The following is a 25,620-nucleotide window of genomic DNA, read 5'->3' as shown; positions in this document are numbered from 1 at the left end:
GCTGGCCTCAGGCCGGCTTCCCGTCCAGCACGAGATCGCCTGCTGGAAGGCGATACTTCGGAACCGTCGACGGCGCCGGCCCCACGCGCAACACGTTGATGAGCCGGTGTCCGGGTGGAAGCGGGAAGCGCTCTCGCAACGCCAGGGCAGCGGATGGCAGGTCGGCAAGCACCGCCATCGGCCAACCGGCGAAACCAAAGCGGGTGAAGCTCAGCCAGAAACGATAGAAGGCCTGTCCGGAGACGATCGGGCTCTCATTCTCCGGCCGGTGAAACAGGAGGCAGGCGGCTGCCGTCATCGTCTTTTCCGATTCCGCGACGAGCGCTTGGCCAAGCCCCAGGCGGTCGGCAATGTCGAAAAGCGGCGAGGCCAGGACATGTCCCGCCAGCGCCCCTTCCAGTCGTCCCATCTGCAATGCAGCGAGGTTGAGGCCGTCGGTGGAATAGGCCGGATGCCGGGGGGACAGCCGCATCCATCTGACGAGTTCATCGCGGAACGCGCGTTCGCGCATGATTGTGAGGCTTGCGCGATCGTTGAGCGACGAAATGAAAGCAAGGTCCTCTTGGCCGCAAGCAAGCCTCACATCGGCCGCCTTGGCGGCCCAGTGCTCGAGCCTCTCGATCTGCTCGGTTGAGGTTGGCGAGAAACGCGCTCGCCATGTGAAGCGCCGGGTGATCCACTCGGAAAGCGCCTGCGGCGCTGCGTCGTCGCCGGTAAGCTCCAGCCGTGCGGCCAACCGATAGCCAGGTTTCCAATCCCGTAAATTGTCCGTCCAGAGATCATCGATCACCACACCGATCCCGCGGGCGGCGAGCGCCATCACCATGCCCTCAAGTGCCGCCCCGCAGGAAAGCCCCATGTCGCGGCTGCTCGGATCGCCGACGCTGAGCTGCCGGGAGAGGTCGGCGGCGAGCAGGATGCGTCCCGCCTGGTCGAGCGCCCAACGGGCGGGCTGGGTGTTGTGGACGGAAGGGGCGAGGTTGGCTTCGGCCGCGAGAGCGGCGAGCATGGTGGCATCAACGCGCTTCATAGCGTCTTTCCGAAGAGATGCAGACGATGAAGCGGAGTTGCGCCTGCCTTCTCCGCCTGTCGCAGGCTCGCCGCGTTGACGTCCGCGATCCAGGTGCCGCCGGCAGTCTCGTAGCCGGCACGGCGCATCTCGCCCAGCACATGGGCAAGCAGCAGCGGGTTCAGGCCGCGTCCCTGATGTTCCGGTTTCACACCCTGGAATATGATCACGGCGCGGCGACGCTTCAGGCGGTGCTTGAGCAGGTGCCAGGGCGCAGTCAGCCCCAGTCGCGAGCCCATCGCCTTTAGCATCGGATTGACGTCAGGAATGGCGATCACCGCCCCGGCGGGCGCGCCGTCCTTTTCCGCGACCGCCGAAATGCGTGGATCCATGATCCACTTCATCTCCTTGGCCTGAAACTCGAACTCGGCCCGGCTGACGGGCACGAACATCGGATTGTCGGCGAAGCTCTCGTTGAGGATCAACCGGGAGTCCTCGAGCCTTCGTTCGAGCGTTGCGCGCCGGATCGGCGAAAAGCGGAACCCGTCGTCGAAAAGAGCGCGCATCTGCGCGCTGGCAAGCAATCCGTCGATCGCCACGGTGCGAATGTCGATTTCAAAAGTGGTCATCGGGAAACAGGGCGCATAGCCGCGGCTTTCCAGCAGGCGAGGCAGATAGGGCGGCCCCCAGACCTGGTCGGTATAGGGCGCGTTCTCGAAACCGCCGGTCATGACGCCGACCTGCTGCATGGCCGTCAGGTTGAAGTTTCCAAGGATCTCCCGAAATCCCTTCGCGCGCGCCCAATCCTCTGCCCGCTCCAGGAGGGCGGCCGCGACCCGCTCGTCGTCGGCGCAGTCGAAGTAACCGAAATAGCCGCGATCAAGCGCGAACGTTGCGTTCGATGCGCGATGCACATGCGCCGTTATGCGCCCGCGCACGGCACCACCGTCATGAGCCGTGAAAAAGGCGAAGTCGGCAGCCGTGTCGAAGAGCGGATTCGTCTTGGCGGAAAGGAAGCGCTTGAGGTCGCTGAACATTGGCGAGACATAGGGTGCCCGCGCGCCATAGATCTGAAAGGGCGCTGCGAAGAAGGCGTCGATATCGCCGGTGCGGATCTCAATCATGAAGCGGGTTTCTTTCGGAGATCAACATGGCCATGCGCTGGACGACCTTCAATTCGGTTTCTGCACCCGGTGTGGCGGAGACGGAGGGCATGTTGAGCGCGATCAGCCGGAACGGCCGGTTGGACACCAGCATCAGGTGGGTTGCCTCGTATTTTTCGAGCAGCCAGGACATCTGCTCCGCATCCGCTTGAGAAAGGCTCCCCGTTTCAGCAATGCGCAGCAGGGGGCGGGCCGCAAACAGCGCCTTGACCGCAGGCAGGTCGAGGTCGCAGAGCTCATCTTCGCCAAGCAGAAGGGCGCCATCGACCAAGGGATGGTTCTGCAGTTCCTTGAGAAAGCCCAGCGTGTCGTCGATGCGGTCCTCCGCCAGATGGCGGATCAGGCTTTGCCGCCTTTGCTCCGTGCGCAGGCTGATGCTGTCCTTCCAGATCACGCCGAGCAGGGCGGCACTGAGGATGACGCTTGCCGCTCGCACCAGCGCGGCTGGTTCGAGGCTGTTTTCGACGCCGATGACGAGGGCCGCAAGGAGCGCAACCGAGAGAAGGATGACGAAGGAGACCACCGTGTCACGGTGCCCGACGGCGCGCTGGCCAAGGCTGATCAGCAGCCAGCACAAAAACAGGATGGCGACCCCGCCGAGCCGTACCGGCTGGTCGATGTAGACGGAGCGGAAGTCTGTCACGAGCAGCGGCAGGATCAGAAGCAGCGAGAGAGCAATGCGGTCGACGGCCTGATTTTCCGCTTTCGACAGGCTGGTCCGATCGCGGGTCACGGTCATGTGTCCGGCAAGGGCGAAGGTGACCAACTGGTAGAGGAACAGCAGTGTGACCCGCCAGGGTTCGGCGAACGATGCCGGCAGGAAGGCGAGGACGAAGAAGGTGGCCGCGCCGCCGGCCGCGATCCACTTCGTTGTTCTCGGCGCGTGCCGCCGCAACAGCCCTTCGGCAAGCAGGACGGTCGAGAGCGGGACGAGCCCTGCGGTTATGATCGTCGCGGCCTTGAAGATGAAAAGGTCCGTCCACCAGGCGAGCACCCGGCTCGCCATCAAGGCCGCCAGCACCTGCAGACCGAAGAGGAACCGACGGTTCAGCGGGCTCTTGGCGTCGAAGCTGCGGATCACGCCGATCAGCACGAGCAGACCGCCCAGCGCTGCCAGCGAAACGAAGCTATCGGCAATCAGCGAGGTGTTCATGGCGTCGCCGGAGCCGCAAGTCGGGTGAGATAACGCCTGACCAGCGGGCGCAGCAGGGCCGCAACGAGCGCATTTCGCGGTCGCTCGACGCGCCCGGCATGCGGGTTGAAGAACCAGCCGCGGCAATCGGCAGACCGTGGGCGGCCGAGGACCGCATGGATCGCCTCATAGGCCATCAATGTGCCCGTGGAGATCACCATCGGCGCGAAAGACATGCGGCTGCGGGTGCCGGCGATCACTTCACCGGCAAGCGACAGGTCGACATGGTGGCGGGACGACGAATGCACCATCACATGCTCCGCCTCGCGCAGGAACGCCTCGGCCCGCTGGTTCTGCGTCAGCGCGTTCCAGGCGGTGCCGACAGTCGGATAGCCGAGCCGCTCCTCGGGCATCGGATCCTGCGGCCGCGTCACATAGACGGAGGGCAGCGGCGAGGCGTAGGCGTCGATTACCGTCCGGCCGTGGTCTCGTGAGGTGCGATAAAGCAGCAGGCTGGCGCCGAGATCGTCGGTTCCGTTGATGACGACATCCGCTTGCGCAATGATCGCATCGACATGGTCGGTCCATTCCGGTCCGTAGACGGTGACATCAAGGCCGGGATTGATCTTGAGGCAAAGGTCGCGGGTCGCCTCCGCCTTCGGCTTGCCGATCGTGTCGGCAAAGCAGAAGACCTGCCGGTTGAGGTTCGAAAGCTCGAAGTCATCGATATCGGCAAGAACCAGCCGACCAATCCCGGCACGTGCGAGCGACTGGATACAGGCGCCGCCCATGCCGCCGGTTCCGCAGACGAAAACGGTCGCCTGGCTCAGGCGCCGTTGTTCCGCCTCGGTGACGAAGCCGATGTTGCGTGTGGTGAAGGTCGCGTAGGAAAATTGGCTGTTCATCGGCTCGGCCTCAAGACGCCCCACTGCCGGCGGCTGTCGGCCCAATGCAACGCCGGCAGCACGAGCCTTTGTACGAGGATAACGATACTTGCAACGGCAAGGCGGCCGAGCGCGTTGCGCGGCACGCTTTCCATGAGGTAGCGCTGCGCCGCATTGAGGTCCAACTGTCCGATTTGCAGCAGGTCGTCACCGCGCTCGTAGTCGAGTTCGGCGGCGCAGAAGTCGTTGTACTCCGCCTTGCGGTGTTTCGGTGCCGCCTCGAACGTCTTCTTCAGGTTGTCGGAACCGCCGGTATAGGCATTGGTGATGACGAAGCGATCGGCATCGAAACCGGCGTCAGGGCCGACCCCGAACACATGGCGATGCGATTCCATGATGGCCGTGGCGATCAGCTGCTGGCGCAGCGATCTGCGTGCGCCGCGGGTGGGTGCGGGAAAGACGCCGCTGAAGGTTTCGGCCACCATGCCGGCAACGGCCGGCACCTGGGTGACGTTTGAAATCCAGAGCGGGCGAAGCTGGTTGCGCAGAAAGAGAAGGAAACAGGTGAGGCCGTAGAGGATCCAGGAAAGTCCCTGGCTGCGAACCGCCGGGTCGATCATCACAAGCCCCAGGTGGAGGACTTCGACCGGTTTGCCGGAAAGAGAAACCTGGAGGACCGGCAGTGCGTTGAAGGCAACCGGCTCGCCGTCGGAAAGCCGATAGACGAGCGTGACGATCGTTCGGGCGAGCGCATCGTCACGCTCGGAGAAAATGCCGTAGTCGAGCTCCCCGTCGGGAACCGATCGTTGCGCGACTTTTCGCAGCTCCTGCCGCAGCCTGGCGACCTCGCGCTCGTTCATCCATAGCCCGGGAGCCTCCACGATCCGTGCGCGGAAGTCTGGCGATGTCTTGAATGAAAGATCGAGGCGCTTCTTCAGAACGACCGATATCAGATTGTACAATGTCCCGTGTCCGCAGCTTCAATTCCGGAATGGAGCCTTCTGCAAGCTTCGGTCGCATCCTTGCGGAAGAGGACAAACATTTGGTTTAATTTCTGGAACAGATGTCGGGGCGGGAGCATTCACGCTCCCGCCCGTCTGATCTTGCTCGGGCGTCCGGCGCCTTCAGAGGCCCGTCGTCTTCAGCAACTGTTCCGGGTAGCGCTCCCCCTCGATCGGGATTGCCGCCGCCGCCGTTTCGATTTCCGCGAGATCGGCTGCCGTCAGCGCGACATCGACCGAGGCAAGGTTTTCTTCCAGACGGTGAAGCTTCGTCGTTCCCGGGATCGGGACGATCCATGGCTTTTGTGCCAGCAGCCAGGCGAGCGCGATTTGCGCAGGCGTGGCGCCCCTGTCTTTCGCGATCCTCTTCAGGAGGTCGACGAGCGCCTGGTTCTTTTCCATCGCTTCGGGCGTGAAGCGCGGCAGGATCTTGCGGAAGTCGCCTTCGCCGAGCCTGGTATCCTTGCTCATCGCACCGGTGAGAAAGCCCTTTCCGAGCGGGCTGTAGGGCACGAGGCCAATGCCAAGCTCTTCGCAGGTTTCAAGGATGCCGTTCGTCTCCGGTCCGCGGGTCCAGAGCGAATATTCGTTCTGGAGCGTGGTGACCGGCTGGACCGCATGTGCCCGCCGCACCGTTTGCGCCCCGGGCTCCGACAGGCCGAAGTGCCTGACCTTGCCTGCAGCGATGAGGTCCTTCACGGCGCCTGCGACATCCTCGATCGGCACGTTCGGATCGACGCGATGCTGATAGAAAAGGTCGATGACGTCGACGCCGAGGCGTTTCAGCGATGCGTCGCAGACCGTGCGGATGTGCTCCGGCCGGCTGCTCAAACCCGACTGCTTGCCGTCGACGATGTTGAAGCCGAACTTGGTGGCGATGACCACGCGGTCGCGCACGGGCTTCAGGGCCTCGCCGACCATCTCCTCGTTGGTGAAGGGGCCGTAGACCTCCGCGGTATCGAAGAAGGTCACGCCGCGATCGACCGCCTCGCGGATCAGCGTAACGCCCTCCTGCCTGCTGACCTTGCTGGCATAGCCGAAATCCAGGCCCATGCAGCCAAAGCCGAGGGTCGAGACTTCCAGGCCGGCTTTTCCGAGAATTCGCTTCTTCATGTCTTTTCTCCGTTCTTGATGGCGGCGAGCGCGCACGAGACCGGCCAACGCTCTTTTCAAGAGGGCACGGCGGTTCAACGCGTCCTGGCCCGAATCTAGATCTCGCGGAGAAATTCGATTAGATGCTAAATCAAGTATGAACCTATGTTGTGGATTCATGAATGAAGCGAGATGAACTGGGCGATCTTGTCGCGTTTTTGACGGTCGGCGAGGAACGAAGCTTCACCCGCGCGGCCGCCCGTCTCGGCACGTCCCAGTCTTCGCTCAGCCATACGGTGCGGCGGCTGGAAGAGCGCATGGGCGTACGGCTCTTGACCCGGACGACGCGCAATGTCGTGCCGACGGATGCAGGGGAACAGCTGATGGAGACGCTGCGCCCGGCCTTCAACGACATTCGCAGCCGGCTCGACGCGCTGAGCGCGATGCGCCAGCAGCCAGGTGGCACCATCCGTTTAACCTCAAGCCGCCACGCGGCCGAGACGATCCTCATGCCCGCCGTGAAAAGGCTGATGGCCGAGTATCGCGAAATCAGTGTCGAGATCTCGATCGACCAGCGTTTCGTCGATTTGGTGACGGAACGCTATGATGCCGGCGTGCGGCTGGGCGAGAGCATCGAAAAGGACATGATCGCTGTCCGCATCGGTCCGGATCTCAGAATGGTGGTGGCGGGCGCGCCCGACTATTTTGAGCGCTACCCCAGGCCGCAGACGCCTCACGACCTGACGGGGCACAACTGCATCAATCTGCGCCTGCCTACGCTTGGCGGACTGTATGCGTGGGAGTTTGAACGCGACGGTCGCCCGCTGAATGTCCGCGTCGAAGGGCAATTCGTCTGCAACGACGTGCCGATGATCATCGATGCGGCCCTGAGCGGCCTGGGCCTTGCCTGTCTTCCCGACGATCACCTGGGGCCGCTCGTCGAAGCGGGGCGGCTGGTGCCCGTGCTCGAGGATTGGTGTCCGCCTTTTCCCGGATTCCATCTCTACTATCCGAGCCGGCGGCTGCCATCGCCCGCATTTGCGCTGCTGGTCGAGGCATTGCGCTTTCGCGGCGGCTAGCGCGCCAAGCGCTGGGCCGTGGAAATGCAACATCGATGGTGTGGGATTGTCGTTGTGAGGGGTGCGCAGCCGCGCATTCGGCGCGACCGAGCCGGTTTGCCCCAGCTGTTCCGTTGCGCACGCTTTTGGCGACCGCGAAGGGGCGAGGGAGCCGGGCAGAGCGCGGCTCCCTGTTGGTCCGTAGCGATATCAGGGCTGGTAATCGGCCGGGGCGATGATCTTGCTGAAATCGTAGGTGGCGACCTTTTCGCGAGTCACCAGCAAAGCGGGGGCTTCGATGCGGCCCAGCACCTTGCCGCCTTCGATCGCGGCCGTCGCCTCGCGCATGGCATCGCGTCCCATCGACACTGCCGGCTGCAGCGACGCGCAGGTGAGCGTGCCGTTTTCAAGGGCGGCGCGCGCCTCGTCGTTGAGGTTCGAGGTCGAGACCTTGATCTTGTCGGTCGCCCCGGCCTGTGTCAGCGACTTGATCGACTCCACAGCCATGGTGTCGGCCGCGGTGAAGATGCCGTGGATATCCGGGTGGCTCTTGGTCCAGTCGGCCGCCGCGATGCCCGCATCCTTGGTACCGCCAGCCTTCTCGGCGACGATCTTGATGTCGGGGAAATCGGCTTCCATCGTGTTCTTGAAGCCGGTGACGCGGAGCTTTGCCCAGATCTCGTCCGGTCCGGCAAAGAGGCCGACTTCACCCTTGCCGCCGATCGCGCGACCGAGGCAGATGCCCTGCAGGCGGCCCATGCCGATGTTGTCGGCGCCGACAAAGGATGTCAGCCGGTCCGATTTCGGCGGGACGGAGAGGGCGATGACCGGAATGCCCTTGTCGATCGCTTCCTCGACGGCCGGTCCGACGGCCGCAGCATCGGCGGCGCCGATGATGATGGCAGCGACCTTTTTGTCGATGAAGTCGCGGATCTGCTTGATCTGGACGTCGGCGGTGTCCTTGGCGTCGCCCTTGATGATGGCGTAGCCCTTTTCCTTGCCCGCTGTTTCGACGCCGTAGAGGCCTGCCTTCCAGAACGGCGAGCCGAAATAGGGGACGGTGACGCCGATGGTCTTTTGCGCCTCCGCGAACGCCGGGGCCGCAAGCGCGCTCGAAGCGGCCAGCGCCAGCGCCAATCTCATGTACCGTGCAGTCTTGCCCATGTTTTCTCCTCCAGAACTAGGGTCGTGAACTCGGTCGGTCAGACGGCAATACCAGAATTTGGTATTCATTACGGTAATTATGTATGCACAGATTCAATATGGAATGCAAACTTATAAGTTTGCGCACCAGGCTGCGCGCGCCTCTGCGCGATAATTCGAAAAGAACGGAAGGGAACGGCGGGATCGCTTGGGTCCGTTGCCGGAGCCAAGGGATCGAGATGTGGCGCGCATGGGGGCACGCGGGGAAATGCTGCGCTGTGAGATTTCGGACCGGCAACGCGGGCGCGCCTATAGTCTACGCGGCGAAATTGGTTCGACGGCAGGCCGCGTCGAAGACGTCAGCGTTACTTCGCGGCTTCGGTGAAGCGGCGCATGACGCCGGCGCTCAGGCGGGCGTTGTGTTCCGAAAGCGCCGCATAGGCGCCGCCGGCGTCGTTGGCCCTGATCGCGTCGACGATCTTCTGGTGTTCGTCGAGCGACTGCTGCAGGCGGATATCGGCCGGGCCGGCCTGGTGCTGGCGGAACGGCGCGAGCCGCGCGCGAAGGTCGACCGCCATGGCAGCGATCGTCTGGTTGTGGGCGCCGCGGCAGATCGCGTCGTGGAACTTGCGGTTGATGTCGCGTGCGCCTTCGATGTCCTGGTTTGCCACGCAGTCGGCATAGAGGCGGTGCAATTCATAGAGCTGCTCGCGTTCCATGGCCGTCATGCGTTGCGCGGCAAGCCTTCCGCAGGAAGCCTCGATCTCGCATTCGGCCTCCAGCATGTCGGCCATCTGCTCGACATCGATGCGGGCGACGATGCCGCCGCGACGCGGGTTCATTTCGATCAATCCGCGCGCGCCAAGCTCACGCATCGCTTCGCGAACGGGCGTCCGCGATACGCCGAACTTCTCGGCGATCGTCTTTTCTTCGAGCTTTTGCCCAGGCACCATCACGCCCTTGGCGATCTCGTCGGCAAGTTGCTGGTAGATCTGGGAGGCAATCGTTGTCATGCGTGCAGCTTTCCTGTCTTCACGACGCAGTCAAGGCCGGCTACGGCCAGGAATCGGTTTAATGACCGCATCCAATTTATGCAAGTTGCGCCGTCAGGGCGCCACCGGCGCTTGCCGCCGCGAGGTTGTTGATGAGGGCATCGATCTGGGCCGCATCCGAGGCGGGTGAGCGGCCGGCCATATGCGGCGTCACGACGAGGTTGGCAAGGTCGCGAAGCGCAAGCGGCAGGGTCGGTTCGCCTTCGAAGACATCAAGCGCGGCTCCGGCAATCGTCCTGTCACCGAGCGCCTGGACGAGGTCCTCGGTGTTGACCACCATCCCGCGGGAGATGTTGACGAGAAAGCCCGTCGGGCCGAGTGCATCGAGCACGGCGCGGTTGACCAGGTGGCGCGTCGAAGGTCCGCCCGGACAGGCGACGACCAGAAAGTCGCTGACCTTTGCCAGGGATACGGCATCCGGCAGATGCGGCTGGGTGACGCCCGGCATCGGTTCCGGCGTCGTATAGGAAACCCGCATGCCGAAAGCCTCGGCGCGTCGGGCGATCGCCTGGCCGATGTTGCCGAAGCCGATCACCCCCAGTCTTGCGCCTGACAGCGTCGGCCGCGGCGAGCGGATCATTGCCCAGCCGCCGTCGCGCAGGGCACGATCGCGGTTGCAGATGTCGCGGGAGACCGCAAGCATCAGGGCGAGCGCGTGATCGGCGACCGTTTCCATGTTGGTGTTCGGGGCGTGCGTGACGCGCACGCCTCTTTGTCGGGCCGCCTGAAGGTCGATGTTCTCGTAGCCGGCGCCATAGGAGCAGACCAGTTCGAGCTTCGGCAGGCTCGCCATCTGTATATGGCTAAGGCCGGTGCTGCCATTGGTCACGACAGCCCAGACGGCGTCGCCATCGAGCGACGGTGATCCGCTGCCCAGTCCGTTGGGCAGCGCGATCACGTCGTAGTGGCTGGATAGTCGTGACAGGCAGGCTTCCGAAACCGGTATGGAAACCACGATCGTCTTTCTGGTCATGTCACTTTCTCCAGTCGTTTTGCCCCCTTCGCCTGGCGAAGGGCATGGTTTGTTTCACCGCGCCATTTTGGGCTGACGCGATGTCACTCAAGTCTTTCAGGCGGCGTTGACGTTCTTGACGGCACCCTTCCAGCCATTTTCCGTGACGTCGAAGACGATGCCTTCGGGCGTCTTGTACTTGACCTCGTAAAAGACGTTCGGGCTCGATTCCTTGCGGCCGGCCATGTAGGAGCCGCCGGCGGCGCGAACGAGCTCGTCGGTTTCCTCGACGGAATCGACCCACATGCCGAAGTGGATGAGACCGTTGTAGTCCTTCTCCGTTTCAAAGCCCGGAACCGGCTCTTCGCCGAAGTTCAGGAGGGCGACGTTCATGATGCCGTCGGTCATGTAGACGCCGCGCATCGCCTGGCCCGCGCGGGTCATGCCGAATGCCTTTTCGAAGAACTGCGCAGCCGCTTCCGGGTCGGAGACGGCGATGGCGAGATGGCGCAACTTTGCCATGTGAACTTTCCTCTCTCTGCAGATGAGCGCGGCGCGACATGCGCCGGGCAACACGGCTGAAATCGATCCGTGTATGCAATTAGTAATCTGTGTATGCAAAATGGTTGTCAAGTGTGATTTTGAGTGTTATCGAAATGCACGCTGATGACGACGCGCGGATGCCGCGCCGTCAGCGTGACTTGGAGGAAGTCGATGCGATTTGAAGGGTTGTCACCGGCGGAGAAGGACCGGTTGCGGCAGGTTGGGACGGTTTGGAACGACGACCTAGCGGCGAGCCGTAAGGTCGTTCTCGAGGTTTACCGGCCGCATGCCGAAGCGAGCGTCGCGCGCCAGCCGCTGGTGGAGCATCGCGACATTGCCTATGGGCAAGACAGCGCCCATCGGCTCGACGTCTTCGAAAGCGCCCATGTCTGCGCCGGTGGCCGTGCGCGCCCTGTCGTCGCCTTCGTCCATGGCGGCGCTTTCACGCGCGGCTCTAAAAGTGGCGACGGGCTGATCTACGACAATGTCCTGCGCTGGTTTGCCCGCCAGGGGTTCGTCGGCGTCAACATCGAATATCGGCTCGCACCCGGTGCGCAGTATCCAGAGGGCGCGCGCGATGTCGCCGCAGCGATGGATTGGATCGCCGGCTCGATCGGCGCCTATGGCGGCGACCCGCAATCCATTCTTCTTATCGGCCACTCTGCCGGCGGCTCTCATGTCGCAAGCTATCTGCTGGATCCGGCCGTCGGACGGCTGCCGCATCCGGCGATCAAGGGGGCGGTGCTGATCAGCGCTCGGCTGAGGGCCGATTGCCTGGCGGACAATCCGAACGCCGCCAATGTGCGTCAGTACTTCGGTGAGGATGCCGGCACCTACGACGAGAGGTCGCCGGTGGCCTTTGCCGGATCACGCGATCTGCCGGTATTCATTGCCGTTGCCGAACATGAGAACCGTTACATCGATGCCTATGGCGCGGAATACGCCCAGCGCCACGCGATGCGCCGGGGCAAGGCGCCGCGCTTCCTTCAGTTGAGCCGGCACAACCACACCTCCATCGTCGCCCATTTCGATACCGGCGAGGACGAGCTCGGACGCGAGATCATCCATTTCGCCCGGGAAGAATGCGGCTTCTTCCCCTGCGGATTGTCCTGTCAAAAGGGAAAGTGAACACCATGAAGCCAGAACTGCCTTCCGTCTATGCGCCGGTGCTGACACCGTTCAAGTCGGATCTGAGCTGCAATACACCGCGGTTCATCGAGCATTGCCGCTGGATCGTCGACCAGGGTGCGGGCCTTGCCATCTTCGGCACCAACAGCGAGGCAGCGTCGCTGTCGCTGCGCAAGAAGCGGCAGTTGCTCGACGATGTGGTGCAGGCGGGGATCCCCGCGCGGACCCTGATGCCGGGCGTGGGAGCCTGCAGTCTGGAGGAAACGGTCGAGCTGGCGCGCGCAGCCGTCGACGCCGGCGCACCGTCGGTGCTCGTGCTGCCGCCGTTCTTCTACAAGCCGGTTTCGACCGAAGGGCTTGCCCGCCACTACGGGCATCTGATCGAGGCCATCGGCTCGGATCGCCTGTCCATCGTGCTCTATCATATTCCGCAGTTCACCGGCGTGCCGATCACCATCGAGCTGATCGAGACGCTGCGCCGGCGCTATCCCGCCAATATCTCGGGCGTGAAGGACAGTTCTGGCGATCGCGACACCCTCAACCGCTATCTCGAGGTCGGCAACGGCTTCAAGGTTTTCCCGGCTTCCGAAATCCTGCTCGGCGAAACCATCGAACGGGGCGCGGCCGGCTGCATTTCCGCCACCGCGAACGTCAACGCCAAGGCGATGGTCGAGGCGGCTGCGGCCAGCGCGAAACATGGCGCGGCCGTCGCCTTTGCGCCCGTCGGGCCGGTGCGCGCGCTGTTCCAGCAGTTTCCGATGATCCAGGCGATGAAGATCATGATGGCGCGCCACACGGGTGACGCCACTTGGCGCACGGTGCGGCCGCCCTTGATGGAACTCGACCAGCAGACCGAGCAGAAGTTCATCGCCGCCTGTACGGAAATCGGTTTTAGGCCATGGACCGTCGTCAGGGAAGACGCGTGAGCGCGCCGGGTACGGCTGCCGTCAAGCCGCTTGCGAACTATGCCGAATTGCGGCGGGCAGGCGGTCTTCTTTTCCTGTCGGGGATCAGCGCCCGGCAGGCGGATGGCACGATTGCCGGCACGCAGGTGGCCGCCGACGGCAAGCGCGTCCATGATGTCGCGGTGCAGTTGCGGACCATCCTGCAGAAGGCCTCGGACACGCTGGAACGAAACGGCGCTCGCCTCGATCACCTGGTGGACGTCACGATATTCCTGACCGATATGGCCGACTACGGCGCCATGAACGAAGAGTATAACCGGTGGTTTGCCGCCGGCGGTCCGGCGCGAACGACCGTTGGCGTCCGCGCGCTTCCGCATCCCGACATGGTGGTGGAGTTGAAGGTCGTCGCGTCCGCGGCCGAGTAAACGATAACAGTTGAAATTCCTGACCCCCGGCGCGGCGGCGCCGGGGGTTTTCCTTTTTAAAGGACCGTGCAGACGTCGTCGAAGGCGAAGCGGGGATGCCGGGGAAAGAGCTTTGACGGATCGCCATGCCCGATGCCGCAGATGAAGTTTGACTTCGTCTGCGTCCCCGCAAAGAAGATGCCATCGACCGCGGCGGCGTTGAAGCCCGATATCGGGCCGCAGTCGAGGCCGACGGCACGGGCCGCCAGCATGTAGTAGGCGGCCTGAAGCGTGGCGTTGCGAAAGGCCGTGTCGGCGACGAGATGCGTGTTGCGCTCGAAGAAACCCTTGCCGTCCGTGTGCGGGAACAGGAAGGGCAGGTGCTCGGCGAATTCGAAGTCGGTCGCAAAGATCGCAACGACCGGGCAGGTCATCATCTTGTCGACATTGCCGGCGGCAAGCGCCGGCCGCAGCCGCTCCTTTGCCTCCTGGCTGGTGAGATAGAGGATCCGCAATGGCGAGCAATTCATGCTGGTCGGGCCCATGCGGGCAAGCTCGTGAACGTGCTGCAGCAGTTCGGGTGGTACCGGCTGGTCGAGCCAGCCGTTCTGGCTGCGCGCTTCGGTGAACAGTCTTGCGAGCAAGGTTGCGTCAGTCTGGGCGTGCTGCATGCTTTGGTGGTCCATGGGATCTCCTTGAAGGTCAGGGGTGGTTTTGTGGATGGGCGTCGGCGGCGGCCATGAGGCTGTCGACGAGATCGCGGTTGACGAGCGGGTCTGGGCGTTCGGCCTGTGGACCCTTGGCTGCGGTGAAACTCGGCCGCTGCCGAACCCGGTCCGCCCAGTCGGCAACGCGCGGAAACGGAGCGATGAGCGCCTCCATGGCGAGCCGGTCGAGCCTGTCGACAAAGGCGGCCATCGCCACATCGGCAAGTGTGAAGTGATCGCCGGCAAGCCAAGGCGCGTGCGACAGATGATTTTCCATGCGCGCGAGCACGGACCGGAAGACGGCGATCGAAGCGACGACGGCTGCGCCATCGATCGGTGCCGCGACGGCCTGCCGGTAGGCCTCGGCGCGGGCGGCAACCGGGTGCCTGTCCATCGCAGCCGCGACCTCGCCTGATGAAAACTGTCGAAGCCGTGGCTTCAGGATGAGATTGAATGTCGGCGGCCTCACCGCCGGGTGAACGACCGTGTCCTCGAAATTTGTCCAGTCGCGCACGCGCCGGCGGACCGCGGCATCGTCCGGCAGCAGTGCGCCTGCGGCGAACGCATCGAGGCGTTCATTGATCTGCGACGACTCCGTGACGATTTCGCCGTCGATCCGCAGCGCCGGTACGAGGCCTTGCGGATGGATCGCGAGATAGCCGGCATCAAGATTCTCGAAACGCGAGAGGTCGATCCGTCGCGAGACCCAGGAAAGGCCGAGTTCCGCGAGGCATAGGCGCACTTTGAAAGACTGGATCGATCCCCATTCGTGAAACAGTTCGAGCTGTCGCTTCCGCATTTCGCCCTCATTTCGTGTGCACTTGTTGCTTGACAAGAATACATAAACACGAAATTGTATGCAACTGGATACCGACAACGAGGGAAGGAGATGTCTGGTGGTTTGGCATGCGCTGGGGCAAAGGCTCATCAGGGAGGAAGTTCGGCCGGTCATCGTGACCGAGCAGGGCGTCTATGATCTCGATCTGGTTTCTCGGGTTCTGCAGCAGCCGGGTGAAGCCTGGAGCAAGTGGCTCGCAGGCGGGATCGAAGGCATGCTCAGCGCCTGGACCGACGTCGAGCCGGCGCTGGCCGGTCTGGCCGAACGTCTTGTCGACAGTGGCCGCAAATTCGAACCGCTGGGCACGGGCACAAAGCTCTGCGCGCCCTATCGTCCCGTCAGGATCTTTGCTACCGCTTCGAACTATGTCGAGCATGCGCAGGAGATGGGTACGGTGCTGGCCGCCAAGTCCGAGAGTCAGCCCTTCGTCTTCATGAAAGCGGATTCAAGCGTCATTGGCCCGGACGAAGCGATCATCCTGCCGGCGCGCGCAGAAAAGGTCGACTGGGAGGTCGAACTTGCTGCCGTGATCGGCATCGGCGGCCGTGACATTCCGGTCGAGCGCGCTCTCGACCACGTTGCCGCCTACACGGTCATCAACGACATCACCTCGCGCGACCTGACCCGGCGCACCGACTTCCCGTTCAAGCACGATTGGTTTCGCGGCAAGAGCTTCGACACGTTCGCGCCGCTCGGGCCCTGGCTGGTGCCGTCCGATTGCGTCGGCGACCCGCAGGATCTTCGCCTGACGCTCGACGTCAACGGCACGCGCAAGCAGGACGACAGCACCGGATCGATGATTTTCTCCGTCGCGGAGCAGATCTCCTACCTGTCGTCTATTCTGACGCTGCGGCCGGGCGATCTGGTCGCAACAGGAACGCCCGACGGGGTGGGCATGGGGACCGGGGAGTTCCTGAATGCCGGCGATATCGTGACGGCCGCCGTGGAGAAGGTCGGCACGATCACCAATCCGATCAGAGGAGCTCGGATCGAATAACCAAGGCCAACAATGGCTGAACTGAGGAGGACAGTATGGCTCGTAAGTTTGGGAATTCACTGCGTCTGGCTGCTTTGGCTGGAGCGTTCGCATCAATGGTGACGGCCGCTTCGGCAGCCGACAAAATCTCGTTCAACATGTCGTGGCTGCCACAGGGTAGCGTCGGCGGCGTGCTGGTGGCCAAGGCCAAGGGCTTCTACGACGAGGCCGGGCTCGATGTTTCGGTCTATCAGGGGTATGGCGGTCAGCGCACCGTCAACGAGATCGACCAGGGCCTGTTCGACATCGGCTACGGTGATCCGGTCAGCGTTATCCTGAACCGCGTCAACGGCGGCAAGGCTGTTTTCGTCGGCTCGATCAACACGGTCTGGCCGGGCGCTCTCTGCTACCTGCAAAAGGATGGCGGCAAGGAAATGACGCTTGCCGACTTCAGCGGCAAGTCGGTCGGCGGCGGTGCCACGTCTCCGGTGCAGAACATCGTTCCGGCCTGGCTGGAACAGAACGGCCTGCCGAAGGACCATCTGAAGCTCTTGCGCATGAACCCGGCCGTCATCACCTCGTCCTTCCTTGAAGGGCAGGTCGATCTCGCCGAGTGCTGGGAAGGCGCTAGCCTTGCCATCCTCAACGAGAATGCAGGCGAGACCGGCAAGAAGATCGGCATGATCAAGTACCGCGATTTCGGCCTCGACATGTATGGCAGCGGCTTCGTCACGACCGAGGCGCTGCTTTCGGAAAAGCCCGAGGTGGTCGACAAGTTTCTCGACGCTTCCTATCGCGGTTACGACTACATGGCCGCGCATCCGGAAGAGGCCGCCGACCTGATCGTCAAGCAGTATCCGACCTTGAAGAAGAGCGTGGTGCTGGAGCAGATCCGCCAGATCAATGCGCTCGTTCGCGATCCGCAGGCGGAAAACAAGGACCTCGGCTTCGTGCGGGCCGACCGCATGGAAAAGACGATGAACTTCGTGCGTGAAGCCTTCGTCGTCGACGACAGCATTAAGACGACCGACCTTTATCGCAACATCAGTCGTTAGAGCATTCTGCCCGCAAGTGACATCGCTTGCGGGCGGAAAGATGCTCTAGAATCAAAGTGCTAGAGCGTCCTTGGTGCGTTCCTATGAACGTGTGGCGCTCCAGAAAGTCCGTTCGGTTCAGGGAAGAGGAACATGAAGAAGAAGATAAATGTGAGGAAGCTGGGCCATATGGTCCTGATGGTCCGCGACATCCACAAGTCCGTCGAGTTCTACACCAATATCGTGGGCCTCGAAGTGTCCGACTGGATCGAGGACAAGATGGTCTTCCTGCGCGCGGGCGCCGACCACCACGATCTTGCCCTGTCGCAGATCCCGGCGGACTCGCCCGATTTCAACGACCTGCCACGCTACACGCGGCCCGGCCTGGAGCATTTCTCCTACCTGGTCGATAGCCTGGAGGACATGGAAGCCGCGGCCGAAATGCTCCAGGAGCGGGGCGTCGAAATCGTCCGCGGCATCGGCAAGCACGGTCCAGGCGCCAACTGCTTCCTCGTGTTCAAGGATCCCGACGGCAACAACTGCGAAATCTACTGCGACATGATCCAGGTCACGGAAGACAGCCCGCATACCGCAAGGGTGTGGGAGCGCAACATCGATGCTTTCGACCAGTGGCGGTTCAAGCGCTTCGTCGTGCCGCCGCCGCATCAGGTAGTCAAGGACAAGCAAGGACAGTGACCTCCAAGGCGCCGGGTCAGCCCGGCGCCTCTCACCATATGCCTGCCAATTCTGTCGTCGGAGGCCTCCATGCCAGGCTCTAATTCGCGGCTTGTCGCCTATAGCCAAGTCGTTCTCTTTTTCGGTGCGTTCCTGCTTTTCTGGGAGTACGGCGTCCGATATTTCGAAGTCAAAAGCTACATCCTGCCGCCTTTGTCCTCGATCGTCGTTGCCGTGTGGGAAGCACGCGGCGAAGTGTTCGAGCACTCGATGTATACGCTTGCCGAAGTGTTGATCGGTTTCGGAGCGGCGGTCGTCATTGGCGTCATGCTCGGCATGGCCGTCTATGTCTCGCCCTTTGCCCAGCGCACCATCTACCCGCTCGTCACGGCGCTGCAGACCACGCCGAAAAGCGCGCTCGCGCCGCTGATGATCGTCTGGTTCGGCTACGGCTTCATCTCCAAGGTCGCAATGGCGTTCCTGTTCGCCTTCTTTCCGATCGTCGTTGCGACGCTCGGCGGTTTTGCCGGGACGGCCAAGAACCTCGAGGAACATTTCCGCGCGCTCAACGCCGGTCCGTGGCGCACTTTCACCACGCTCCGCCTGCCGAGCGCCTTGCCGAGCTTCATCGACGGCTGTCGCGTTGCCATGCCGCTCGCGATGATCGGCGCGATCATCGGCGAGCTCGTCGGCTCCGAGCGCGGTCTTGGCAATCTCATCATGATGGCGACCGCATCTTCGCGCACCGATCTCGTCTTCGGCTGCATCATCGTCATCACCCTGATTTCGCTCGCCCTTTATGCCCTGATCGAATTCGCGGCCAAGGCGGTCTGGTGGCGGGGTATCCAGGTATGAATATTTCAGTTCGGGAGGAAAAAATGGCGTCGGTAGCCACCGCCGGGGTGTCACAAAAGCAAGAGGGCACCGGCCCTGCGGCGGATACGGCCGCCAACCACATCGAGGCGCATGGGCTGAACAAGACCTTCGGTCAGTTCAAGGCGCTCGAAGACATCAACTTCGGCATCAGGCCTCAGGAGTTTGTTTCGGTTCTCGGCCCAAGCGGCTGCGGCAAGAGCACGCTGTTGCGCATCGTCGCCGGCCTCATCCCGTATGAAACGGGCACGGCGACGATCAAGGGCGAAAAGATCCGCTCGCCACGACCGGATATCGGCGTGGTGTTCCAGACCAACAACATGCTGCCCTGGCTGACCGTGCGCGGCAATGTCGAGCTCGGCGCGCGCATCCGCAACATGCCGGCAGACGCACGCAATGCGGCGGTCGACAAGATCCTCGACGTGCTGTCGCTGACGAAGTTTGCCGATGCGCATCCGCACCAGCTGTCGGGCGGCATGCGCCAGCGCGCTTCGATCGGCCAGGCCCTGGTGCTCGATCCGCCGATCCTGTTGATGGACGAACCTTTCGGCGCGCTCGACGCGCTGACGCGCGACAAGCTCAACGTCGAGCTGTTGAGGATCTGGCAGGAGCACCGCAAGACGGTCATGCTGATCACCCACAGCATCGCCGAGGCCGTCTTCCTGTCGGACCGCGTTCTCGTCATGGCGGACCGCCCCGGCAAGATCGTCGAAGAAGTGACGATCGACCTGCCGCGCCCGCGCGACGCGGCCGCGACCCGCGCCCTGCCGAAGTTCGGCGAGTATGTCGCCTATCTCGGCAAGGTCATGGGCGTCACCAACTGAGGCAAGCCGGCCCGCGCTTTGGACTTACGGTTCAACGCGCGGGCTCAAGCGTCTTCTGCAAGGTCGGCGCTTTTTGAGGTTCGGCCGGCCAGTGCCCATGGTGGTGGAGATTGGACCTGTTGCGAAACCCTGGTAAGAGCAGCGCGGTGAAGGCTCCACCAGGAAAGGCAGCGCGTGAATATACAAACCGTTCGTATCGCCAGGCCAAGCGACGATCTGGATGCGCTGTTGCGGTTCTATCGCGACGGGCTCGGATTGGAGCTTCTGTCGCACTTCAAGGATCACGACGGATTTGACGGCATCATGCTCGGTCGTCACGGAGACCCGTATCATTTTGAGTTTACGAAGAAACACGGGCATCCGGTCGGTCGAGCTCCAAGCCAGGACAACCTGACCATCTTCTACATCCCTGACACCGATGAATGGATGGCTGCCGTCGAGCGAATGCGCGAAGCAGGCTTTTTGCCGGTTCCGTCGTTCAATCCCTTTTGGGACCGCAGCGGCAAAACCTTTGAGGACCCTGACGGCTACCGAACGGTTTTGCAGAACGCGGCCTGGCGACCGGCATCTGGCGCCGCAAGGACTGGGTGACCGCGTCGTTGCCGCCGTTTCGCGCCGGGTTGTTCTCTTCCCGCAGCTCCGATTGACAATATACATACGTATGTATATTTATTACGGGGTAGCGGATGAGCGACCAGGAGGGCCAGCATGAAGGCGAACGACAAGCGGAAGGAGCGCGGCGATCGCGCCCGGGCGAATATTCTTCATTACGCGACGCAGATCGCGTCGGTGGAGGGGCTGGAGGGGCTGACGTTCGGGCGGGTCGCGGCAGACGCCGGCGTGGCGCGAGGCAACGTTCAGGTCCTGTTCGGCGACCGGGAAGCCCTGCAACTGGCGACGATCGAAAACGGCGTGGCGCTTTATGCCGAAACGGTGGTTGGCCCCGCGATGGCGCTGCCGACAGCGGCCGAACGCCTGATCGCTCTCATTGAGGGATGGTTCACGTTCGTTGAACACAGAACGCTGCCTGGCGGTTGCCTGGTACATGCGCTCAGCAGCGAATATCGCACCCGGCCGGGCGAGATCCGCGACCGTGTCGAACATCATCGGGCCGAGGCGAGGCAGCGTATCGTCGATCTCGCAAACGAGGCGGTCACCGCAGGCGAGCTTCATGGCGGTATCGATGTCGGCCTGCTGGCCTTTGAACTGACGTCTTACCAGGCATCGGCCAATGTGGCAGCCCTGATGGGGGAACCTGACCAGTTCGAACTCGCGCGCCGTGCGTCCCGGGGGCGGCTTGCCGCGGCGCGGGGCTTGTGATGGACGGCGATCCCTTTCATTCCGGAGAGCAGCATCTCCAGCGCCTCTTTGCCGTCCGGGAGCAACTGGCCGGATCGCGCGCGATACAGACGAGCCTGCCACCTGGCTTTGCAGGCTTCCTTGCGGAACTGCACTACGTCGTCCTGGCCGTGCCTGACCGGGAGGGGCGCATCTGGGCCACCATGGTCTTCGGTCGCCCCGGCTTTCTGAGTGCGCCAGACGCCATGCATGTGCGTGTCGCAGCGCGCCCTGACGCCGGAGATCCGGTGGCGCGCGGCATTGTCGAGGGAGCTCCGATCGCTCTCCTTGCGATCGATCTGTCGACCCGGCGGCGCATCCGCGTCAATGGCCGCATAGGGCGGGTGGGGCAAAGCGATTTTGCCGTCGATGTGCGGCAGGCCTTTGGAAACTGTCCGCAGTACATTCGCCCGAGGGACGTCGAAGAGGCGGCCGGCGCGAGCCGAGAGCCGGTTCTGATCTCGGCCGATACGAGCTTGGCTCGCCGCGTCGTCGCTGGTGCCGATACGTTTTTCGTTGCGACCCGCGCCGCCTCCGATGCCGGCGGCGATATGGATGTCTCCCATCGCGGCGGCCCGGCCGGATTCGTGCAGTGGGACGGCGACAGTCTGATCTGGCCGGAATACCGCGGAAACTACTACTTCAACACCCTCGGCAACCTGCTCGTCGATCCTGCCTGTTGTCTGCTGTTTCCGGATCTTGGCACGGGCGAGATGCTGGTCATGACCGGTCAGGCCGCGCTCGACGGCTTCGACGGGCGCCTGAGGCGCTCGCACGAGGGCCTGCCGATGAACGGGCTGGTTCGCTTCAAGCCCGACCTCCTGATGAGCCGCGCCACACTGTTACGCCCGTAGTTCGTTCCGATCCCGGTTTTGTCGCCCACATCTTGGCACCGGCCGTTCCATGGCCGTGCCGGAAAGGTCTTGTCATGGTCAATGCCACGCTCGAAACCCCGCATGAGGCCGATCGGCCGCAGGCGACCAATCCATGGCTTTCGGTGTCGATGCTCGCCTTCGGCGTCTTCGTCGTCGGGACGGGTGAGTTCGTTCTGGCGGGCCTGTTGCCGCTTCTCAGCAGTTCGCTCGACATCGCCCCCTCCGTTGCAGGGCAGGTCATCACGATTTTCGCTTTGACGTGCGCGATCGCGGGCCCTGTTCTCGTGGCTGCGACTGGCGGCTGGGAACGCCGAACCGTCCTCCTCGTCGCAGCCCTTGTTTATCTCCTCGGTAGTGTCTGGACCGCGCTTGCGCCGAGCTATGCGCAGGTTCTGACCGGTCAGGTCGTGGCGGCGCTTGGCGTCGGGCTGTTCGTGCCGACCGCCACTGTCACCGCCGCCGCCATGGTCCTGCCGGCGCAACGGGGCAGGGCAATCGCCCTGGTCGTCAGCGGCTTTACGGCGGCCACGGCGCTTGGCGCGCCGCTCGGCACGGCTTTCGGCGGCGCGTTCGGCTGGCGATCCACCATGTGGCTTGCAACGGGGCTCGCAGCCCTCGGCGTCGTCGGTATCGCCGCCTTCGTTCCGAAGTCGATCAGAATCGCAGCGACGACGGGCTTGCTGCAGCAGTTGCGGCTGCTGCGTAACCCGCAAATTCTGGCGGTGCTCGGCGTAACGCTTCTCGCCTTCACCGCCGTCTATCTACCCTACACCTATATGGGCATCATCTTTGCGGCCGCCACGCAAGGAAACAGCGTGTATCTGGCCGGCCTGATGACGACGCTCGGCGTGATCGGCACGATCGGCAACCTGGGTGCAGGCATGCTCGCCGACAGGGTTGGCGGCCAGAAGGTTGTGGCAATCGCCCTGCTTTGGCTCATCATCAGCATGCTGATCCTGCCACTGACCACCGACACGCTGGCATCGGCTTTCGCAATCATCGCATTCTACGGGATCGCCGCCTTTGCGATCACGACGCCGCAGCAACACCGGCTGATCTCGCTGAAACCAGAGGCCGCCGGCGTCCTGGTCTCGCTCAATCAGGCCATTCTCTACCTTGCCATTGCGCTGTCCGGCTCGATCGGGGGCCTTGGACTAGAGTGGGCAGGGGCCGGCAATCTCGGCTTCATTGCGGCGGCGCTTGCAGCAGCGGCATTGCTGTTATCGGTGTCGATGAAATCGAACCCTGACAACGACCGATAGACAGGCAGCCCGCCGGGTGCGTTCGGCCACCGCGCCCGGCTTGCGCTCCCCAAACTATCCGCCGTGCCGCAAGGCGGGATAGAGCGAGGCAATCAACAGCACCGCCATGGCGATGTTGAATAGACGAAGCCTCCGGCCGACCAACAGCCAATGCTGCAGGACGGTTCCCATCCAGGCCCAAACGATGTTGGCGGCAAACCCGATAATCGCGAAGGCTGACGCCACGACAACGACGGAAACCAGGACCCGTTCCGGTGCGAACAGGCTGGTCGCAGACAGGCCTGTTGCCCAGACTTTCGGATTGACCCATTGAAACGCTGCGGCCTGGAAAAACGAAAGTGGCTTGCCGACAGCGTCGCCGACGCCGGGTGGTGACGCGTTTGCGATCTTCCAGGAAAGCCACAAAAGGTAAGCCGTCGAGGCAATACGCAACACCGTTTCGAGTTGGGGAACGACCTCGAAAATGGCCATGAGCCCGACGCCGGCCAGCAATATGATCGGCAGAACGCCAGCGGAAATTCCGATCAGATGCGGGATCGAGCGGCGGAAGCCGTAATTCGCACCGGACGCCATGACCATGATGTTGTTCGGGCCGGGCGTGATTGTCGCGGCAAAGACAAAGCTGAGAAGTGCCGGAATAATTGCGTCGTCCATGTATTTCTCCGATTGGGAAGCGGACGCCGCAATTGAGCCGGAGAAACGAAAAGGCCGCCCATTGCGGCGGCCCATGTTGCACATAGCAGTTGGAGCCGCCTTAAATCGGCAGCCACCAGCTCGCGTCATGCGTGAATTGATCGAATAGCGTGACCATCGCTTGAGTATAGCCACAAACCTTGCAAGGCAGCAATTGGCCGGCGGCGACGGCGGTGCCTTTGGCGCAACGCTCGCTGGGAAATGTCGTGCACCGGGCGCGGCCTCACCGAACGGGCGATCTCTTCAGTGGGCCATTCGATGCCGTTGCGTCGTTGGCTGAGCGCTGCGGTATGTTCGTCCGTTTCACTTCGGCTCCGTGTGCCGAAGCGACGGGAACCCGCGCTGCCGCCGCTGTGGGTTTCTCAGGGCTGCATCCTATAAAACCTAGGCGTCACGACCGGGAGGCACGGGAGACGCTTGATCGCAGAATACGCCAAATGGTTGTGGAGCGGTTGATCGGGGTAGGCGGCTCCGGTTGCTGGCCAGTTTTCGAGTGCTCAAAGGAAATCTGACGCGCAACCCTTTTAACCGGTCCAGTCGCACGCGAAGGGTTCTGCCGCTGACGGCAAACCCATTTTAGTTGCGCTGCCTCAAAGAGATGATGGCTCGCCCCTGACATTACACAGTCGCGGCCGGGCCTGCATGCCCGCCGTTCTTATTGGTCGTGCCCGCCAGCAGGGGTTGCATTCATCATCATCGCCCTAGATTCTGAGCAAATGTTTCTCTGCAGGTCTGCCCGGGATAACGCCTGCCGGAGAGTTCGTCGACTGACGGTTTCAAACCAAACAGCTTCGCAATCATTTAGGAAGACCAAGACATGAAAATCGTACGCAACATTATTCTCGCCCTCGCAGTCCTAACGGCGACGCCCACCCTTGCCGACGAAGTTCGTCGTGAGACCGTCCATTTCGCTGCCGGCTCCTCTGGATCAACCATCGACGGCACTGTGAAGGGCTACCAGAGCGTCCAATACGCGCTCGGGCTCACAGCGGGTCAGAAGCTCAGCATACAACTCGATCCAAGCAATTCCAGTCTGTACTTCAACGTAACGGCGCCCGGCGCGGACGCTGCGATGTACAACAGTTCGATCAATGGCAATAGCACGAGCGTCACGATTCCATCGAGCGGCAACTATGTGATCGACGTTTATCTGATGCGCAACGCCGCTCGTCGTGGAGAGACTGCAAACTATACCCTGACGCTCTACGCCGAATAGGCGCCAATCATCAGGCCTGCGCAGCGCCCGGCGTCTGCCTGCGCGCATAAACGACAAGCCGCAGATGCTGCCCGCCGTCGATTGTGAGCGAGGTGTGCTCGAACTCGACGGCTGTTTCGTCCACCATGATCGTCCGGGTGCCGGTGCAGGGGGCGTGCACGTCCTGGCGCCGCCACCAGTCCTTGAATTCGGGCGAGACCCGTTCCAGCTCTTCGACCAGGGTGCGGGCATCCGCATCGTCTCGCGCGCCGGCAAAGTCGCGGCGGAAACTGGCGAGCATGGCCGGCGCCTGTTCCTCCCACTTCACGAAGGCCTTCCGCAACGCGCCATCGGTAAACAAGGCCCAAAGCAGGTTGCGGCGGTGAGGCTCGTGGCTTTCAAACCCAAACAGCCGGTCGGCCGGCGCGTTGAAGGCCAGCACGTCCCAGCGCAGGTTGATGATGTAGGCGGCGTGGGGCGCGAGGTCTTCCACCAGCCGTGTGACCAGCGACGGCGCGATGCAGAACGTCTTGCCGGGCTCCGCCGGCGGACGCTCGTGGGCAAGAACGAAGAGATGCCGGCGTTCGGCGGCATCCAGCTTGAGCACGCGGGCGAGATTGTCGAGGAAGCCGGCGGACACCCCGATCTCCCGGCCCTGTTCGAGCCATGTGTACCAGGTCAACCCGACGCCTGCGAGAGCCGCGACCTCTTCCCGCCGCAACCCCGGTGTGCGCCGGCGCTTCGCGCTTGGCAGGCCGACATCTTCGGGCAAGAGCCGCTCACGACGGCTACGGAGGAATTCGGCAAGCTCGGGACGGGTTCTTTCAAGGGCGCGCATCGTTCAGCCAATTGCAAAAAGTAACA

Annotated in this window: 28 protein-coding genes; 14 read left to right on the top strand and 14 right to left on the bottom strand. The window is 62.9% G+C overall.

What is annotated here, in order from left to right; genetic code table 11:
- Window positions 1-7: 7 nt before the first annotated feature.
- The 6 genes from OKW20_RS20215 to OKW20_RS20190 all read right to left on the bottom strand — a co-directional run bounded on the left by OKW20_RS20215 (window position 8) and on the right by OKW20_RS20190 (window position 6,302).
- On the bottom strand, window positions 8-1,030 hold the full coding sequence (locus OKW20_RS20215; RefSeq protein WP_429174673.1) for a hypothetical protein: 1,023 nt from the start codon (window positions 1,028-1,030) through the stop codon (window positions 8-10).
- A complete protein-coding gene (locus tag OKW20_RS20210) occupies window positions 1,027-2,133 on the bottom strand; it encodes an N-acetyltransferase family protein (protein WP_429174672.1) in 1,107 nt (368 codons plus the stop codon). Before OKW20_RS20210 ends, OKW20_RS20215 begins: the two co-directional genes overlap by 4 nt.
- A complete protein-coding gene (locus tag OKW20_RS20205; RefSeq protein WP_429174670.1) occupies window positions 2,126-3,325 on the bottom strand; it encodes a hypothetical protein in 1,200 nt (399 codons plus the stop codon). Before OKW20_RS20205 ends, OKW20_RS20210 begins: the two co-directional genes overlap by 8 nt.
- Window positions 3,322-4,209, bottom strand: a complete 888-nt coding sequence (locus OKW20_RS20200) for a HesA/MoeB/ThiF family protein (RefSeq protein ID WP_429174668.1) — start codon at window positions 4,207-4,209, stop codon at window positions 3,322-3,324. Before OKW20_RS20200 ends, OKW20_RS20205 begins: the two co-directional genes overlap by 4 nt.
- Window positions 4,206-5,150, bottom strand: a complete 945-nt coding sequence (locus tag OKW20_RS20195) for a hypothetical protein (protein WP_429174667.1) — start codon at window positions 5,148-5,150, stop codon at window positions 4,206-4,208. The genes OKW20_RS20200 and OKW20_RS20195 overlap by 4 nt, the downstream gene beginning before the upstream one ends.
- A 162-nt stretch (window positions 5,151-5,312) precedes the next feature.
- Complete coding sequence (locus OKW20_RS20190; RefSeq protein WP_429174665.1) at window positions 5,313-6,302, bottom strand: aldo/keto reductase; 990 nt, start codon at window positions 6,300-6,302, stop codon at window positions 5,313-5,315.
- 161 nt (window positions 6,303-6,463) lie between these two features.
- Here OKW20_RS20190 and OKW20_RS20185 point away from each other — a divergent pair, with 161 nt between their 5' ends.
- On the top strand, window positions 6,464-7,360 hold the full coding sequence (locus tag OKW20_RS20185) for a LysR family transcriptional regulator (RefSeq protein ID WP_043623957.1): 897 nt from the start codon (window positions 6,464-6,466) through the stop codon (window positions 7,358-7,360).
- A 189-nt stretch (window positions 7,361-7,549) separates the two neighbouring features.
- Here the strand turns inward: OKW20_RS20185 and OKW20_RS20180 are convergent, their stop codons facing one another.
- The 4 genes from OKW20_RS20180 to OKW20_RS20165 form a co-directional block, all read right to left on the bottom strand.
- Entirely contained in the window at window positions 7,550-8,503 is a 954-nt protein-coding gene (locus OKW20_RS20180; protein WP_429174662.1) for a sugar ABC transporter substrate-binding protein, read from the bottom strand.
- Between the two features lie 344 nt (window positions 8,504-8,847).
- Window positions 8,848-9,495 carry a GntR family transcriptional regulator gene (locus OKW20_RS20175; protein WP_043623951.1) on the bottom strand — a complete coding sequence of 216 codons (648 nt, stop codon included), beginning with the start codon at window positions 9,493-9,495 and terminating at the stop codon, window positions 8,848-8,850.
- 76 nt (window positions 9,496-9,571) lie between these two features.
- A complete protein-coding gene (locus OKW20_RS20170; RefSeq protein WP_429174660.1) occupies window positions 9,572-10,507 on the bottom strand; it encodes a 2-hydroxyacid dehydrogenase in 936 nt (311 codons plus the stop codon).
- A 96-nt stretch (window positions 10,508-10,603) separates the two neighbouring features.
- Window positions 10,604-11,008 carry a VOC family protein gene (locus OKW20_RS20165; protein WP_043623945.1) on the bottom strand — a complete coding sequence of 135 codons (405 nt, stop codon included), beginning with the start codon at window positions 11,006-11,008 and terminating at the stop codon, window positions 10,604-10,606.
- Window positions 11,009-11,200: 192 nt separating this feature from the next.
- On the opposite strand from OKW20_RS20165, the gene OKW20_RS20160 reads away from it, so the two are divergent.
- The 3 genes from OKW20_RS20160 to OKW20_RS20150 are packed head-to-tail and all read left to right on the top strand — an operon-like array spanning window position 11,201 to window position 13,487.
- Window positions 11,201-12,157, top strand: coding sequence for an alpha/beta hydrolase (locus tag OKW20_RS20160; protein WP_429174658.1), 957 nt, complete (start codon window positions 11,201-11,203; stop codon window positions 12,155-12,157).
- Between the two features lie 5 nt (window positions 12,158-12,162).
- Window positions 12,163-13,083, top strand: a complete 921-nt coding sequence (locus OKW20_RS20155; protein ID WP_429174655.1) for a dihydrodipicolinate synthase family protein — start codon at window positions 12,163-12,165, stop codon at window positions 13,081-13,083.
- Window positions 13,080-13,487 (top strand): RidA family protein, encoded by a 408-nt coding sequence (locus OKW20_RS20150; RefSeq protein ID WP_429174653.1) that lies wholly within the window; start codon window positions 13,080-13,082, stop codon window positions 13,485-13,487. Before OKW20_RS20155 ends, OKW20_RS20150 begins: the two co-directional genes overlap by 4 nt.
- 56 nt (window positions 13,488-13,543) lie before the next feature.
- Here the strand turns inward: OKW20_RS20150 and OKW20_RS20145 are convergent, their stop codons facing one another.
- Both OKW20_RS20145 and OKW20_RS20140 read right to left on the bottom strand, forming a co-directional pair.
- Window positions 13,544-14,152, bottom strand: coding sequence for a malonic semialdehyde reductase (locus tag OKW20_RS20145; protein ID WP_429174651.1), 609 nt, complete (start codon window positions 14,150-14,152; stop codon window positions 13,544-13,546).
- Window positions 14,153-14,168: 16 nt separating this feature from the next.
- Window positions 14,169-14,972, bottom strand: coding sequence for a glutathione S-transferase family protein (locus tag OKW20_RS20140; RefSeq protein ID WP_429174649.1), 804 nt, complete (start codon window positions 14,970-14,972; stop codon window positions 14,169-14,171).
- A gap of 97 nt (window positions 14,973-15,069) precedes the next feature.
- On the opposite strand from OKW20_RS20140, the gene OKW20_RS20135 reads away from it, so the two are divergent.
- The 9 genes from OKW20_RS20135 to OKW20_RS20095 all read left to right on the top strand — a co-directional run bounded on the left by OKW20_RS20135 (window position 15,070) and on the right by OKW20_RS20095 (window position 22,868).
- Entirely contained in the window at window positions 15,070-16,008 is a 939-nt protein-coding gene (locus tag OKW20_RS20135) for a fumarylacetoacetate hydrolase family protein (protein ID WP_197067205.1), read from the top strand.
- 95 nt (window positions 16,009-16,103) lie between these two features.
- Window positions 16,104-17,042, top strand: coding sequence for an ABC transporter substrate-binding protein (locus tag OKW20_RS20130; RefSeq protein WP_197067204.1), 939 nt, complete (start codon window positions 16,104-16,106; stop codon window positions 17,040-17,042).
- 132 nt (window positions 17,043-17,174) lie between these two features.
- Window positions 17,175-17,717 (top strand): VOC family protein, encoded by a 543-nt coding sequence (locus tag OKW20_RS20125; RefSeq protein WP_043623933.1) that lies wholly within the window; start codon window positions 17,175-17,177, stop codon window positions 17,715-17,717.
- A gap of 69 nt (window positions 17,718-17,786) precedes the next feature.
- Complete coding sequence (locus tag OKW20_RS20120; protein WP_043623930.1) at window positions 17,787-18,551, top strand: ABC transporter permease; 765 nt, start codon at window positions 17,787-17,789, stop codon at window positions 18,549-18,551.
- A 23-nt stretch (window positions 18,552-18,574) separates the two neighbouring features.
- On the top strand, window positions 18,575-19,393 hold the full coding sequence (locus OKW20_RS20115) for an ABC transporter ATP-binding protein (protein WP_429174645.1): 819 nt from the start codon (window positions 18,575-18,577) through the stop codon (window positions 19,391-19,393).
- 174 nt (window positions 19,394-19,567) lie between these two features.
- On the top strand, window positions 19,568-19,984 hold the full coding sequence (locus tag OKW20_RS20110; RefSeq protein ID WP_043623927.1) for a VOC family protein: 417 nt from the start codon (window positions 19,568-19,570) through the stop codon (window positions 19,982-19,984).
- Window positions 19,985-20,101: 117 nt separating this feature from the next.
- The gene (locus tag OKW20_RS20105) at window positions 20,102-20,713 is read left to right on the top strand and encodes a TetR/AcrR family transcriptional regulator (RefSeq protein ID WP_043623924.1); all 612 of its coding nucleotides are present in this window, start codon (window positions 20,102-20,104) and stop codon (window positions 20,711-20,713) included.
- Window positions 20,713-21,585, top strand: a complete 873-nt coding sequence (locus OKW20_RS20100) for a pyridoxamine 5'-phosphate oxidase family protein (protein ID WP_429174643.1) — start codon at window positions 20,713-20,715, stop codon at window positions 21,583-21,585. The genes OKW20_RS20105 and OKW20_RS20100 overlap by 1 nt, the downstream gene beginning before the upstream one ends.
- A 74-nt stretch (window positions 21,586-21,659) precedes the next feature.
- Window positions 21,660-22,868, top strand: coding sequence for an MFS transporter (locus OKW20_RS20095; protein WP_429174641.1), 1,209 nt, complete (start codon window positions 21,660-21,662; stop codon window positions 22,866-22,868).
- A 54-nt stretch (window positions 22,869-22,922) separates the two neighbouring features.
- On the opposite strand, the gene OKW20_RS20090 is transcribed toward OKW20_RS20095, so the two are convergent.
- Entirely contained in the window at window positions 22,923-23,522 is a 600-nt protein-coding gene (locus OKW20_RS20090) for a LysE family translocator (protein ID WP_429174639.1), read from the bottom strand.
- Window positions 23,523-24,378: 856 nt separating this feature from the next.
- On the opposite strand from OKW20_RS20090, the gene OKW20_RS20085 reads away from it, so the two are divergent.
- Window positions 24,379-24,777, top strand: a complete 399-nt coding sequence (locus tag OKW20_RS20085) for a hypothetical protein (RefSeq protein WP_429174637.1) — start codon at window positions 24,379-24,381, stop codon at window positions 24,775-24,777.
- 10 nt (window positions 24,778-24,787) lie between these two features.
- Here OKW20_RS20085 and OKW20_RS20080 read toward each other — a convergent pair whose 3' ends face one another.
- Window positions 24,788-25,594, bottom strand: coding sequence for a helix-turn-helix transcriptional regulator (locus tag OKW20_RS20080; RefSeq protein WP_429174635.1), 807 nt, complete (start codon window positions 25,592-25,594; stop codon window positions 24,788-24,790).
- Between the last annotated feature and the right edge of the window lie 26 nt (window positions 25,595-25,620).

It is taken from the genome of Ensifer sp. LBL, assembly GCF_050435225.1.
Classification (GTDB): domain Bacteria; phylum Pseudomonadota; class Alphaproteobacteria; order Rhizobiales; family Rhizobiaceae; genus Ensifer.
Note: the sequence above shows the minus strand (reverse complement) of the source record. Positions and strands in the feature narration are given on the sequence as shown.